Origin of the sequence: Mycobacterium sp. ITM-2016-00316, from assembly GCF_002968335.2 — a bacterium.
Lineage (GTDB): Bacteria > Actinomycetota > Actinomycetes > Mycobacteriales > Mycobacteriaceae > Mycobacterium.
This window is the reverse complement of the sequence record NZ_CP134398.1, coordinates 1,173,915-1,188,006: the sequence shown is the minus strand read 5'-3', so window position 1 is coordinate 1,188,006 and position 14,092 is coordinate 1,173,915. Positions and strand designations below refer to the sequence as shown.

At 68.7% G+C, this 14,092-nt stretch carries 12 protein-coding genes; 2 read left to right on the top strand and 10 right to left on the bottom strand.

Features of this window, described 5'->3' with window-relative positions:
* The first annotated feature begins 18 nt into the window (after positions 1-18).
* On the top strand, positions 19-927 hold the full coding sequence (locus tag C6A86_RS05720; RefSeq protein WP_105361859.1) for a MerR family transcriptional regulator: 909 nt from the start codon (positions 19-21) through the stop codon (positions 925-927).
* Positions 928-1,141: 214 nt separating this feature from the next.
* Here the strand turns inward: C6A86_RS05720 and guaA are convergent, their stop codons facing one another.
* The 7 genes from guaA to guaB all read right to left on the bottom strand — a co-directional run bounded on the left by guaA (position 1,142) and on the right by guaB (position 10,600).
* The gene (gene guaA / locus C6A86_RS05715; protein ID WP_105361860.1) at positions 1,142-2,701 is read right to left on the bottom strand and encodes a glutamine-hydrolyzing GMP synthase; all 1,560 of its coding nucleotides are present in this window, start codon (positions 2,699-2,701) and stop codon (positions 1,142-1,144) included.
* A 16-nt stretch (positions 2,702-2,717) separates the two neighbouring features.
* The gene (upp, locus tag C6A86_RS05710; protein ID WP_105361861.1) at positions 2,718-3,353 is read right to left on the bottom strand and encodes a uracil phosphoribosyltransferase; all 636 of its coding nucleotides are present in this window, start codon (positions 3,351-3,353) and stop codon (positions 2,718-2,720) included.
* A 14-nt stretch (positions 3,354-3,367) separates the two neighbouring features.
* The gene (locus tag C6A86_RS05705) at positions 3,368-4,570 is read right to left on the bottom strand and encodes a URC4/urg3 family protein (protein WP_105361862.1); all 1,203 of its coding nucleotides are present in this window, start codon (positions 4,568-4,570) and stop codon (positions 3,368-3,370) included.
* Positions 4,567-5,823, bottom strand: coding sequence for a GTP cyclohydrolase II (locus C6A86_RS05700; protein ID WP_233212871.1), 1,257 nt, complete (start codon positions 5,821-5,823; stop codon positions 4,567-4,569). Before C6A86_RS05700 ends, C6A86_RS05705 begins: the two co-directional genes overlap by 4 nt.
* 263 nt (positions 5,824-6,086) lie before the next feature.
* Positions 6,087-7,829, bottom strand: a complete 1,743-nt coding sequence (locus tag C6A86_RS05695) for a GMC family oxidoreductase (RefSeq protein WP_311101052.1) — start codon at positions 7,827-7,829, stop codon at positions 6,087-6,089.
* 69 nt (positions 7,830-7,898) lie between these two features.
* Positions 7,899-9,026, bottom strand: coding sequence for a GuaB3 family IMP dehydrogenase-related protein (locus C6A86_RS05690; protein ID WP_199196133.1), 1,128 nt, complete (start codon positions 9,024-9,026; stop codon positions 7,899-7,901).
* A gap of 32 nt (positions 9,027-9,058) precedes the next feature.
* Positions 9,059-10,600 carry an IMP dehydrogenase gene (gene guaB, locus C6A86_RS05685; protein WP_105362697.1) on the bottom strand — a complete coding sequence of 514 codons (1,542 nt, stop codon included), beginning with the start codon at positions 10,598-10,600 and terminating at the stop codon, positions 9,059-9,061.
* Positions 10,601-10,768: 168 nt separating this feature from the next.
* Here guaB and C6A86_RS05680 point away from each other — a divergent pair, with 168 nt between their 5' ends.
* Complete coding sequence (locus C6A86_RS05680) at positions 10,769-11,173, top strand: DUF5319 domain-containing protein (protein WP_105362696.1); 405 nt, start codon at positions 10,769-10,771, stop codon at positions 11,171-11,173.
* 7 nt (positions 11,174-11,180) lie between these two features.
* Here the strand turns inward: C6A86_RS05680 and C6A86_RS05675 are convergent, their stop codons facing one another.
* The 3 genes from C6A86_RS05675 to C6A86_RS05665 form a co-directional block, all read right to left on the bottom strand.
* Positions 11,181-12,398, bottom strand: a complete 1,218-nt coding sequence (locus C6A86_RS05675) for an anti-sigma-D factor RsdA (protein WP_105362695.1) — start codon at positions 12,396-12,398, stop codon at positions 11,181-11,183.
* Entirely contained in the window at positions 12,391-12,966 is a 576-nt protein-coding gene (locus C6A86_RS05670; protein WP_105362694.1) for a sigma-70 family RNA polymerase sigma factor, read from the bottom strand. Before C6A86_RS05670 ends, C6A86_RS05675 begins: the two co-directional genes overlap by 8 nt.
* A gap of 89 nt (positions 12,967-13,055) precedes the next feature.
* Positions 13,056-13,856 carry a hypothetical protein gene (locus C6A86_RS05665; protein WP_105362693.1) on the bottom strand — a complete coding sequence of 267 codons (801 nt, stop codon included), beginning with the start codon at positions 13,854-13,856 and terminating at the stop codon, positions 13,056-13,058.
* Positions 13,857-14,092 lie beyond the last annotated feature (236 nt).

The following is a 14,092-nucleotide window of genomic DNA, read 5'->3' as shown; positions in this document are numbered from 1 at the left end:
TCTGATGGCTGAGCTCTGATGGGAACGCCCAAGCAGCCCCGGCAGTCCGCCGGCGCGATCTCGACGATCCTCACCGGACTGCGCCGGGCCCCCCGCCAGATCCGGCGCAGTTCGCGTGACGTCATCGAGAACGCGGTCACCCAGCTCTTCGATGCGGCGGTGCAACCGCACGGTGTCGCCGCCTCGGGCGAGTACCGGATCGACGAGCTGGCGCAGCTGGCCGGAACCACCACCCGCAACATCCGGGTCTACCGGGACCGTGGTCTGTTGCACCCCCCGCTGCGGGTGGGCCGTATCGCGTTGTTCAACGACACCCACCTGACCCGGCTGCGACTGATCACCTCACTGCTGGATCGCGGATACAACATCGCCCACGTGCACGAGATGCTCTCGGCCTGGGAACAGGGCAAGGGTGTCGGTGAGCTGCTCGGTCTGGAATCCGCGATCGCCGGGAGCTGGTCGACCGAGAAGCCCGAACGGATGAGCGTCGCCGAGGCCAAGCGACTGGTCGACGACGACCCGGGGTTCGACCGCATGCTCGGTCTAGGCGTGATCAAGCTCGAAGATGGCGAAGCGATCGTGGTGCGCCCCAAGCTGATCGAGGCGTTCAACGAGATCCGGCAGTACGGGGTCGCCACCGACAAGCTCATCGGCCTGCACGAGCAGATCGCGCCGCTGGTCGATCAGATCAGCGGCCTGCTGGTGCAGGCGGGAATCGAGGAGGCGCTGCACCGCATCAATCCCGGTGCCGCGCTGCCGCCCGATACCGAGATCGCCGAACTGCTCACGATGCTGGTGCGCTTCCGCACCCAGGCCGTCTCGGCGGTCTCCTCGACGCTGGCGTTCTCGATCGAGTCGACCATCGAGTCGGCGGTCGGTCAGATTCTCGGCGAACTCATCGACAAGGAGACCGAGCCGGACACCTGATTTCAGCGCGTGACCAGCAGCTCATGGTCGCCGGTGCTCCAGGCGTGCCTTCGGTCGACGATCGGATCTTCGTAACTTCAGCCGGGACGCGCCCGGCGGGCCCGCGGCTGTACTGCCGTACGTCCTACGGCCCGATCACGTACCTGGCTTCAGTCTCATGACGGTCCGCCTTACGAGACTGAAGCCAGGTAGAAACGGGTCCAGCGCAGGCGGGTCACTCCCACTCGATGGTGCCGGGCGGCTTGCTCGTCACATCCAGCACCACCCGGTTCACCTCGGACACCTCGTTGGTGATCCGGGTCGAGATCCGTTCCAGGACTTCATAAGGAACCCGGGTCCAGTCCGCGGTCATGGCGTCCTCACTGGACACCGGTCGCAGCACGATCGGGTGGCCGTAGGTGCGCCCATCGCCCTGCACTCCCACCGAGCGCACATCGGCCAGCAACACCACCGGGCACTGCCAGATCTGCTGATCCAGCCCCGCCGACGTGAGTTCCTCGCGGGCGATCGAGTCGGCGCGCCGTAGCGTGTCCAGCCGGGACGCGGTCACCTCGCCGACGATGCGGATACCCAGCCCGGGGCCCGGGAACGGTTGGCGGCCAACGATTTCCTCAGGCAGGCCGAGTTCGCGTCCGACCGCGCGTACCTCGTCCTTGAACAGCAGCCGCAGCGGTTCGACGAGCTTGAACTTCAGGTCGTCGGGCAGGCCGCCCACATTGTGGTGGCTCTTGATGTTCGCGGTACCTGCACCGCCCCCGGACTCCACGACATCCGGGTACAGGGTGCCCTGCACCAGGAAGTCGACCTCGGGCCCGCCGCCCTCGACCACATCCCGGACGGCACCCTCGAACGCACGGATGAATTCCCGCCCGATGATCTTGCGCTTGCCCTCCGGGTTGGTGACGCCGGATAGCGCCTCCAGGAAGCGGTCGGCGACATCGACGGTGATCAGCTTGGCGCCGGTGGCCGCGACGAAGTCCCGCTGCACCTGGGCACGTTCGCCGGCGCGCAACAGCCCGTGATCGACGAACACACAGGTCAGCCGATCGCCGATGGCCCGCTGTACCAGCGCCGCGGCGACCGCGGAGTCCACTCCGCCGGACAGCCCGCAGATCGCCTGTCCGTCGCCGATCTGGTCGCGGACCTGCGCGATGAGCTGTTCGGCGATGTTCGCCGGAGTCCAGGCCGGTCCGATCCCGGCGAACTCGTGCAGGAAGCGGCTCAGCACCTGCTGGCCGTGCGGGGAATGCAGGACCTCGGGGTGGTACTGCACCCCGGCGAGGCGACGAGCCCGGTTCTCGAAGGCCGCCACCGGCGCCCCCGCGCTGACCGCTACCACGTCGAAGCCGTCGGGGGCCTCGGTGACCGCGTCACCGTGGCTCATCCACACCGGCTGATTGTCGGGCAGGTCTGAATGCAGCTGGCCGCCAGTGACATTCAATTCGGTACGGCCGTACTCGCTGGTGCCGGTGTGGGCGACGGTCCCGCCGAGTGCCTGCGCCATGGCCTGGAAGCCGTAGCAGATACCGAACACCGGAAGGTCCAGGTCGAACAGTGCCGGATCCAGCTTCGGCGCACCCTCGGCGTACACGCTGGCCGGGCCGCCGGAGAGCACGATGGCCTGCGGATCCCGGGCCTTGATCTCCTCGACCGTCGCGGTGTGCGGGATGACCTCGGAGAACACCCGCGCCTCGCGGACGCGGCGCGCGATCAGCTGGGCGTACTGCGCGCCGAAATCGATGACGAGAACGGGGCGGGTCGGGGCTGCTTCCACCCGGACAGTGTAGTGGTCAGGTGCCGAACAGCCGGTCCCCGGCGTCGCCGAGACCGGGGACGATATAGCCGTGTTCGTCGAGTTGGCGGTCGATGGCGGCGGTGTAGACCGGGATGTCGGGGTGGGCCTCGTGCAGGGTCGCCAGCCCTTCCGGACAGCTCAGCAGGCAGACGAACTTGATGGACCGCGGATGGTGCTCCTTGAGCCGGTCGATGGCGGCGATCGCGGTGTGGCCGGTGGCCAGCATCGGATCCACCACCACGACATCCCGTTCGTGCAGATCGTTGGGCACCTTGAAGTAGTACTCGACCGCGATATGCGTCTTGGGGTCGCGATACAGCCCGATATGCCCGACGCGGGCGCTGGGCACCAGGCTCAGCATGCCGTCGAGAATGCCGCCACCGGCGCGCAGGATGGACACGAAGACCAGCTTCTTACCGTCGATGACCTTGGCGGTCATGGTTTCCAGCGGCGTCTCGATCTGCTCTTCGTGCAGCGGGATATCGCGCAGCACCTCGTAGGCCATCAAGGCCGACACCTCGCTGACCAGACGCCGGAAACTGTTGGTGGATACGTCCTTGCGCCGCAGCGTGTTCAGCTTGTGGGTGACCAGCGGGTGCTCGATCACATGCACCGCAGACGGTGGGGCCATCGAGTTTCCTTTCCTCAGAAGACGGTGCCGTCGCTGATGACGGTGAGCGGTGGCAGTCCGCCGCGCAACCGCTGGGCAAGGACCCGCCCGGTCGCCCAGCTGCCGCCTTCGAGGACGCAGGCCAGCGGAAGTTGCTCAGCGGTGACGCCGAGGCGATCCCGGACCAGGATGGCGAGCTCGTCGAGCAGCGCGACGGTGAGCGCGCGCCACTCCACCACCAGCTCGTCGGCGGACGTCCACCCGCGTGCGGTCCAGCCGGGATCGCGCAGCGCCAGCACGCCGGTGTCCAGGAACAGACCGCCGTTGCGGTATTCGGGGAGCCCGGTCAGCGCGTCGAGCCCGGTCACCGGCGCGCCGGCCCAGCCGAACGGCTCCAGCAGTGAATACGTCAGCCACTGGGAGAGCTTGTGGAAGGGCACCCAGCCCGCGGTGCCGCCGACGCCCGGTACCGCCTCGTGGCGCCAGCAGTCACCGAGCGGTTCACCGTCCAGCACATTGTCGGCAAGCCAGATTCGCGACATCGTCGACAGCAGCGCGGACAGGATGTCGTGCGCGGCCACCGTCGGCGCTGCCGGATCGGGGACCAGTAGATCGAACAACCCCCCCGGGCGGCCCGGAGTACCGAAAGCGGCCGGCTGATCGGTCAGGGCGGCACCGAGCCGGCGCAGCAGGTCGACCCGGCCGTCGAAGCCGATGAGCGGGTTGTCCGGGCCCAGCTGAAATGCCGTCGCCAAGGTGTCGGCGTCCAGGCCGGTCAGCCCCGCGGCATCGGCCTGCAGCGGGCGCGCGGGGTCCGAGGAGAAGGTGCCCGCGGTGAACGCGTGCCAACTCGCCACCCCCAAACCCTCGGAGCGGGTGAGCGCCAGGCCGGTGTCGGCTTCCCGGTAGCTCCAGTTCGGACCGGCACCGGCGTCGAGCAGCACACTGACCACCGTCAGGTCGATCATCGCGCGGGCACGCTCCGGACCGTCCAGGCCGGTGAGGTCCAGCGTGCGGTCCACGCCGCCGGCCTCGAAATGCCGCCACCGGCTGTGAAACGGGATGACGAGATCGGGAAACCGCGCCGCGGTGAGGTCGGCGACCTCGGCGGCCGCAGCACCCATGGCGTCATCGTGGACGGTGAACCAGGCCGAGTCACCGGCCCGCGCCCGGGTCAGCAGGAATTGCGAACGGGTCCGGATCTCGGCGGTGCTGCGCAGTGTCGCCGCGGGGTTCACACCAGACCCCGGCCCACCGTGTTCTTCAGGTCGTCGGCGTCGGGGACCGGTCCCGGGGTGAAGTAGCCGGCGGCCATCTTGGCGTCCATCTCGACCCGGGCGTCGTCGGGAATGAGGTCATCGGGGATGTTGACCCGCTCGCCCACGGTGATGCCCGATCCGGTGATGGCGTCGTACTTCATGTTGCTCATCGACACCAACCGGTGGATCCGGGTGATGCCGAGCCAGTGCAGCACATCGGGCATCAGCTCCTGGAAACGCATATCCTGCACGCCCGCAACACATTCGGTGCGTGCGAAGTACTGATCGGCGGTATCGCCGCCAATCTGGCGCTTGCGCGCGTTGTACACCAGGAACTTGGTGACCTCACCGAGCGCACGGCCTTCCTTGCGGGAGTAAGCCACCACTCCGACACCGCCGCGCTGGGTGCCGGCGATGCACTCCTCGATCGCGTGGGTCAGGTACGGGCGGCACGTGCAGATATCGGAGCCGAACACGTCCGAGCCGTTGCACTCGTCGTGCACGCGCGCGGTCAGCTCCACGTCCGGATCGCCGAGATCCCGTGGGTTGCCGAAGATGTAGACGGTCTGACCACCGATCGGCGGCAGGAAAACTTCGAGGTCGCCGCGGGTGACGAGTTCGGGGTACATGCCGCCGGTCTCTTCGAACAGCGCCCGGCGCAGGGCGGATTCGGTGCAGCCGAACCGTGCGGCGACCCCGGGTAGATACCAGACCGGTTCGACGGCCACCTTGGTCACCACGGCGGCCCCGTTTGCCAGCAACACCCGGCCGTCTGGCTGCAGCCGGCCCTGCTGGATCGCCACCGCGACCTCCGGCAACATCACGTGCGCCTTGGTGACGGCGATGGTCGGCCGGATGTCCTGGCCGGCCTGCAGTTCGGCGGCGAAGACGTCGGCCACCGCGGCACCCCACGGGTCGAGGCTGACGATGGCGGCCGGGTCCTGCCACTGCGGGTAGGGGCCGATCACATCGGTCGGGGCAGTGTTGGTGAGGTCGGCACGATGCTGGGGCGACAGTGCGCCGGCGGCCACCGCCAGCGCCCGGTAGACGCCGTAGGAGCCACTGTGGGTGCCGATCACGTTGCGATGCGCCCGGGTGCCGGTGGTGCCGACCACCGGGGCGCGCTCTGCCGGAGTGGCCGCGCCCCACCGGATGGCCGGTGCGGTGGCACCCGCGCTGTGCGACGTGAGCCGGATATGGCGCGCGCCCGTGCGATCCGTACCAGTTCCCACGCCGGCCCTCCTCACAGACGATCCCGCAACACCTCGGACGACTGCATTGTCACCCGCATCGTATCAGCGCGATCCGCACACCACCGGGCCTGCGAATGGCGCAGTCTCAGAACACTTTTCGGAGCGAGGTGTCGAAACTCACGCGCCGGGTATGCGACCGACTGCAGCCTGCTGCAGGATCACCACCTGATCGAGCAGATGGCCAGGTTCTCCACCGTCGCCGGTGAGCGCGGCAGCCCGGGCTCGCACTCGGTGGTCGCGGGTCAGCTCACCCGAGGCGTACTGACCGGCTCGATCGGCAGCCTGCGCAGCGCGGCGGGCGCCTCGGCGGGCACCACCGGGCGGACCGGGGCGATGGGGTCCAACCGGCGGTAGGGCTCGCCCTGGGCCGGACGCAGATCCGCCTCGCCCTTGTTCGGCCACAGCGCGGCGGCGCGCTCCGCCTGCGCGGTGATCGACAGCGACGGGTTGACCCCGAGGTTGGCCGAAATCGACGCTCCATCGGCCACATACAGCGTCGGGTAGCGATACACCCGCTGGTAGGGATCGATGACGCCGGTCTCGACGCTGTCGCCGATGGCCGCGCCGCCCAGGAAGTGCGCCGTGAGCGGGATGTTGAACAGCTCACCCCAGGTGCCGCCGGCCACGCCGTCGATCTTCTCGGCGATGCGGCGCGTGACCTCGTTGCCGGCCGGGATCCAGGACGGGTTGGGCAGCCCGTGGCCCTGCTTGCTGTCCAGCATCCGGTAGCCGAACCAGGTCTTGCGGGTGAACGTCGTGATCGAGTTGTCCAGGTGCTGCATGACGAGCGCGATCATCGTCCGCTCGCTCCAGCGGCGCGGGTTGAGCAGCCGCAGCGTTCCGCGCCGGTCGGCCCTTGCGGTCTGGACGAGTTGCTTCCAGCGCGGCACGTCGGTGCCCTCGGGCCCGGTGCCGTCGGTCATCAGGGTCTGCAGCAGACCCATCGCGTTGGACCCCTTGCCGTAGCGGCACGGTTCGACGTGGGTGTCACTGGTCGGGTGGATCGACGAGGTGATCGCCACCCCCTGGGTGAGGTTGAGGTCATCCCCAACGGTGAGCCGTCCCGCGCCGACGATGGACTCGGAGTTGGTGCGGGTCAGCACCCCCAGGCGGTCCGACAGGCCGGGCAGCTTGCCGTGATCCCGCATCCGGAACAGCAGCTTCTGGGTGCCGTAGGTGCCGGCGGCCAGGATCAGGTGATTGGCGGTGAAGGTCTTCTTGCGGCGGCGCAGTTTCCCGCCGGTGCGCACCGTGTGCACTTCCCACACACCGTCCGGGCGCTGCTCGAACTCCCGCACCGAGGTGAGCGGATGGACGTGGGCGCCGGCGGATTCCGCCAGGCCCAGGTAGTTCTTCAGCAGGGTGTTCTTGGCGCCGTGCCGGCAGCCCGTCATGCACTCACCGCATTCGATGCACCCGGTGCGCGCCGGGCCTGCGCCGCCGAAGTACGGGTCGGGGACGGTCTTGCCGGGCGTCTTGGCGCCGTCTTCGCCGAAGAAGACGCCGACCGGCGTCGGGACGAAGGTGTGCCCCACGCCCATGTCCTCGGCGACCTCTTTCATGATCCGGTCGGCATCGGTGAAGGTGGGGTTGGTGACGACCCCGAGCATCCGCTTGGCCTGGTCGTAGTGCGGCATGAGCTCTTCGCGCCAGTCGGTGATGTCTTTCCACTGCGCGTCGGCGAAAAACGGCTCCGGCGGCACGTAGAGGGTGTTGGCGTAGTTCAGCGAACCGCCACCGACCCCGGCGCCGGCCAGGATCATGCAGTTGCGCAGGAGGTGGATGCGCTGGATGCCGTACATCCCGAACTGCGGGGCCCACAGGAACTTGCGCAGGTTCCACGAGGTCTTCGCGAACTCTTCGTCGGCAAACCTTCGGCCGGCCTCCAGCACCCCCACGCGGTAGCCCTTTTCGGTGAGCCGTAGGGCGCTGACGCTACCGCCGAATCCCGAGCCGATGATCAAGACGTCGTAGTCAGGCTGCATCAGAACAGTATGGCCCTACCGGCAGGTAACTTTCTAGACAGGAGGGCCTAACTTGTAAAGGTCAGCTGATCAGGACCCGACGGTCAGCCCGACCTTCTGGAACTCCTTGAGGTCGCAGTACCCGGCCTTGGCCATCGAACGGCGCAGGCCACCCACCAGGTTCAGCGATCCGAACGGATCGTCCGACGGGCCGTTGAGCACCTGCTCCAACGGCGGACGCTCACCGAGCGCCACCTGAAGCAGCGCACCACGCGGCAACGACGGGTGCGCCGCGGCCGACGGCCAGAACCAGCCGTCGCCCTGAGCCTCGGCGGCCACCGACAGCGGCGGGCCCAACACCACGGCGTCGGCGCCGCAGGCGATCGCCTTGGCCAGATCCCCGGAGGTCTGGATGTCACCGTCGGCGAGCACGTGCACGTACCGGCCGCCGGTCTCGTCGAGGTACTCCCGCCGCGCGGCGGCCGCATCGGCGATCGCGGTGGCCATCGGCACGCTGATGCCCAGTACCTCATCGGAGGTGGTCACCCCGGAGGTGGAGCCGTAGCCGACGATCACGCCGGCCGCACCGGTGCGCATCAGGTGCAGGGCGGTGCGGTGATCGAGCACGCCGCCGGCCACCACGGGGACGTCCAGTTCGGAGATGAAGGTCTTCAGGTTCAGCGGTTCACCGTCGTTGGCAACCCGTTCGGCGGAGATCAGCGTGCCCTGGATGACCAGCAGGTCGATACCCGCGGCGACCAGCGCCGGAGTCAGCGCCGCGGCGTTCTGCGGGCTCACCCGCACGGCGGTGGTGACACCGGCCTCCCGGATCCGGGCGACGGCGGCACCCAGCAGTTCGGGGACCAGTGGCGCGGCGTGCAGCTGCTGCAGCATCCGGATCGGTGCCGACTCGTCATCCGAGGTGGCCGCGGTGTCGATGACCGCGGCGATCTTGGCCTCGACATCGGCGTGGCGGCCGATCAGTCCTTCACCGTTGAGCACTCCGAGACCGCCGAGCCTGCCCATCTCGATGGCGAACTCCACCGACACCAAGGCGTCGGTCGGATGCGCGAGCACCGGGATCTCGAAGCGGTAGGCATCCAGCTGCCACGCCGTCGAGACGTCCTTCGAGGACCGGGTCCGGCGGGCCGGGACGATGTTGATGTCGTCGAGCTCATAGGTGCGGCGAGCTGTTCTGCCCATGCCGATTTCAACCATGTCACGCATGTGTGATGTAGCCCCTTTCGGGCTTAACGGGCGTAGTAGTTCGGGGCTTCGACGGTCATGGCGACGTCGTGCGGGTGGCTTTCCTTCAAGCCTGCGGCGGTGATCTGGACGAACTGCGCCTGCTGCAGATGCTCGATGGTGTCCGAGCCGGTGTACCCCATCGCCGCGCGCAGACCGCCGGTCAGCTGGTGGATCACCGTCGACAGCGGCCCGCGGAACGGCACCCGGCCCTCGATGCCCTCGGGCACCAGCTTGTCCTCGGAGAGCACATCGTCCTGGAAGTAGCGGTCCTTGGAGTAGCTCTTGGCGGCACCGCGGCCCTGCATGGCACCCAGCGACCCCATGCCGCGGTAGCTCTTGAACTGCTTGCCGTTGACGAAGATCAGTTCGCCGGGCGATTCGGCGGTGCCGGCCAGCAGCGAGCCCAGCATGGCGGTCGAGGCACCGGCGGCCAGCGCCTTGGCGATATCGCCGGAGTACTGCAGGCCACCATCAGCGATCACCGGGACCCCCTTGGGCGAGCAGGCGGCGACCGCCTCCAGGATCGCGGTGATCTGCGGGGCGCCGACACCGGCGACGACGCGGGTGGTGCAGATGGAACCGGGGCCCACACCGACCTTGACGGCGTCGGCTCCCGCATCGACGAGCGCTGCGGCGGCCGCCCGGGTGGCGACATTGCCGCCCACCACATCGACGCGATCGCCGACGGCCGCTTTCAGCCGGCTCACCATGTCGAGCACCAGCCGGTTGTGGGCGTGTGCGGTGTCGACGATGAGCACGTCCACCCCGGCGTCCGCCAACGTCATCGCCCGGGTCCAGGCGTCATCGCCGATACCGACGGCGGCACCGACCAACAGGCGTCCGTCGCTGTCCTTGGTGGACAACGGGAACTGCTCGGTCTTGACGAAATCCTTGACGGTGATCAGTCCGGTGAGCTTGCCGTGACCGTCGACGATGGGCAGCTTCTCGATCTTGTGCCTGCGCAGCAGTCCCAGCGCTGCTTCGGCCGAGACACCGGCCTGCGCGGTGATCAGCGGGGCCTTGGTCATCACCTCGGAGACCGGCCTGGACTGGTCCACCTCGAAGCGCATGTCGCGGTTGGTGATGATGCCCACGAGCGCACCGGCCGCGTCCACCACGGGCAGCCCGGAGATCCGGAACCGCGCGCACATGGCGTCGACCTCGGCCAGCGTGTTCTCCGGCGAGCAGGTCACCGGATCGGTGACCATGCCGGCCTCGGACCGCTTCACGGTCTCGACCTGACCGGCCTGCTCGGCGACCGACAGGTTGCGGTGCAGCACGCCCATCCCGCCGGCCCGGGCCATCGCGATGGCCATCCGCGACTCGGTGACGGTGTCCATCGCCGAACTGACCAGCGGCACCCGCAGCCGGATCCGTTTGGTGAGCTGGCTGGACGTGTCGACGTTGGCGGGCACCACGTCCGACGCAGCCGGCAGCAGCAGGACATCGTCGAAGGTCAGCCCGAGCATCGCGATCTTGGTCGGATCATCACCGCCGGTGGGTACCGGGATGGCGAGCGGGACGCTGCTTTCAGCGATCGACATGGGTGGAGCCTCCACTAGCAACAGTCGCGAATCTAAGAGGCCATTCTATCGGCACTGACCTCGGCGCTCGCGGCCACGCCGCGAGGTGGGCCCGGAGTTCTGTCCGTGCGGGCGGCGCGCGGGGTGAACCGGTGGCGCGAAAGCAGCGGGGCTGCGTAGGCTAGATCCGTGCGAGATGACCTCCCGCCTGGCCTGCCACCCGACCCCTTCGCCGATGACCCGTCCGATCCATCGGCGGCTCTCGACGCGATCGAGCCTGGCCTGCCACTCGATGCGCAGGAACGCAGTGCCGTGGAAGCGGACCTGGCTGACCTGGCGGTATACGAGGCGTTGTTGGCGCACAGGGGAATCCGCGGCCTCGTGGTGTGCTGTGACGAATGCCAGCAGGACCACTATCACGACTGGGACATGCTGCGCGCGAACCTGCTGCAGTTGCTGGTCGACGGTACGGTCCGCCCGCATGAGCCGGCCTACGACCCCGAGCCCGATGCCTACGTGACCTGGGATTACTGCCGCGGGTACGCCGACGCCTCACTCAACGAGGCCGCGTCGGAGCCCGACGGCTACCGCTGACCTGCGCTCATTCTCCGCTTGACGGCGGTGTCGTCGTCGTGGTGACGGCCGGCACCGTCGCGGCCGGCTCATCCACGGTCGGCACCGGCTCCTCGAGGACCGGCTGTTCCACCACCGGAGCCTCCTGCACGACCGGCGCCTGAGTACTCGGCGGCGCGGCCGGTGCCGAGGACGGCGCGCCGGCCCGCGGCGGAGCCACTGTTGTCGACTGCGTCACCGTCGTGGTGGTCGTGGTGGTCGGCACGGTGGTGGTGGTCACCGTCGTCGTTGGCGTCGTGGTCGTCGGTGCCGTCGTGGTCGTCGGTGCCGTCGTGGTGGTGCTCGACGGTGCCGTCGTCGTGGTGCTCGGCTGGGTGGTCGTCGTTTCCGACGTCGACGAACTCGTGGTCGGCGATGTCGAGGTCTCGGTGACCGGACTCGTCGACGTGGCGGTCTCCGAGCCGGTGGTCTCCGAGGGCGTGGTCGTCTCAGCTGCGGTGGTCTCCGACGGTCCCGTCGTCGAGAGCACCTCGGGGCCCGGGGTCGTGGTGACCGTGGCGCTCTCTTCGATCACCGGCACCGGCAGCAGCGTCAGCGGCGAGGCCGGCATCTCCGGCAGCGGCTCACCCGCGGGGGGCAGCGTCGCGGCCGAATCCTGCTCAACGACCTTGTAGGTCAACGCATTCCACTGCTGGATCAACTCTTGCTTCTGTTCGACCCGGTCGACGCTCTGCACCGTCGCCGACAGCGCGGCCAGCTTGTCCTGCGCCTGATCCCACTGGCCCTCGTCCACCAGTTGCTGCACCTGGGCCAGCTCGGTCTGCGCGGCCAGCACCACCGCGTCATCGCGGGTGGCCCGCTCGTCGCCGAAGAGCATGCTGCGCACGCCGTAGAGCCCGTCACCGGGGGCGGCCGCGAAGACGGCGGTCCCGAAGCCGCCGAGGCAGAGCACCGCGGCGGCCGCCGAACCGACGACAGCCAGCGAGAGGCGGTTGCGCCGGGATGGCCCGGCGGTGGCGTCGACCAGTGCCGCGGTGGCCTCGGCGGGAGTCACCACATGATCCATCGGGACCTGGCGGACCTCGTCACGCCAGCCCGAGAGCAGGAACGCGAGGTCGGCGTCGCCACGGTCGGTGGAGAACACCGGCTGTTCGGAGGCCAGCGCGTCCAGGAACTTGTCGGCGCGGTTGATGTCGTTGAGGGAGGGGTCACCGCCGTTGGCGGTCCAGCGACCGAAATCAGGCATGTTCACCTCCCGTTGTGATCTGCGACTTGAGCCGGGCCAGCGCCCGGTGCTGGGCGACCCGCACCGCGCCTGGCGTACTTCCGACCGCTTCCGCGGTTTCCTCTGCACTCATCCCGACGACGACACGCAGGATGAGAATCTCGCGCTGTTTGTCCGGAAGGATCGACAGCAGTCTTTCCATCCGGGCCGACGCGTCGGCGTCGATGGCCAGCTGTTCGGGGCCGGCCTCGCCGGAGAAACGCTCCGGCACGTTGTCGGTGGGCTCGGCACGGTTGCGCGCCGATGCCCGGTGGGCATCGGCAAGCTTGTGCGCAGCAATGCCGTACACAAAGGCCAGGAACGGACGCCCCTGATCCTTGTAGCGCGGCAACGCCGTGATGGCGGCCAAGCACACCTCCTGCGCAATGTCGTCTGCGGACAGACCACTTCGTTCGGCTGAACCGATCCGCGCCCGGCAGTACCGGACGATGATCGGGCGGATGGTCTCCAGGACCACCCGGAGAGCTTCACGATCCCCCGCCACCGCATCGGCGACGACAGCATCGAGACGTTCTCCCGAAATTGTCATCGTGGTTGATCTCTCCAGCGTTACGGATTGGGGCGTGCGCGGACGTTTGCGTCAGACAAACACTAACGATCGAGATGGGGTGAATCGGCTCAGCGACGCGACCACACGCCGCCTCCGCGTCGCACTGTATCGGCGGCGGCGTCGCGGATGGCGACGACCTGCGAGGCGGAATGCGAGGTACTGCCGATATCGGCGAGCAGGCATCCCAGCGCCCAGCGCAGCGGGATCAGGCCGAATCGGTCCGCCTCAGCGAACGCCGCGTCGGCCACCTCGCGCGCGGCATCGAGGCGGCCGGCACAACACAGGGCGGCCGACAGCACCACCTGAGATTTGACGGTGTGGCGCGCCGAGCCCAGCGTGTCGACGTGTGCGACGGCCCGTTCGGCGTGCGCGACGGCGGCAACGCCGTCACCGCCGGCCATCGCGAGTTCCGCGGCCACCCAGCCCAGCCGGACCGGCAGCCGCGGCGGGGCCGCGGAGTCGAGCAGCCCGCCCGCCCGCGCCAGCAGCCGGGCCGACGCCGACAGCCGCCCCACCCCCAGAGCGTCGGCGGCAAGTCCCACGAGTGCATCCACACCGGCTTCGGGATCGTCGGCGATTACCCAGGCGCGGCCGTCCCAGCCGCGCGCCAGATCGTGCCCGCCGAGCTGACGCAGAAATGAGGCCCGGGTGCTGTGGGCCAGCGAGAGTGCCGACCCACGCGCCCCGGTGCGGATGATCTGGTCGAGTTCGGGCAGTGCGCAGGCATAGCGCCCCTGACCGCCGGCGGCGACGGCACGCAGCCAGCGCTCGCGCGGGGTGGTGGCCGGCGGCAGCGGCCAGAGCTGCGGTTGCGCGCCGAATGCGGCATCGGCCAAGCGGGCGTTCACGGTGGATTTCGGGCTGGCCATCGCACCGGACGCTATCAATGCCGGGTACCGGGCTGAAAAAAGTGACCAATTCGACCTCGGTTAACAATTGATGGTCGGCACGTTACGGGTGGATCAACGGGCTGCTGATCGGCGAAATTGCCGAATCGGCGCGAGCAGGGGAAATGCGCCCCGGAGAGCACCCCCGAAGCGATGCGAACCACCCGCCGCATTGCCCGCACGTGAACACGATGAACGTGACGTAAATTCACAGCCTG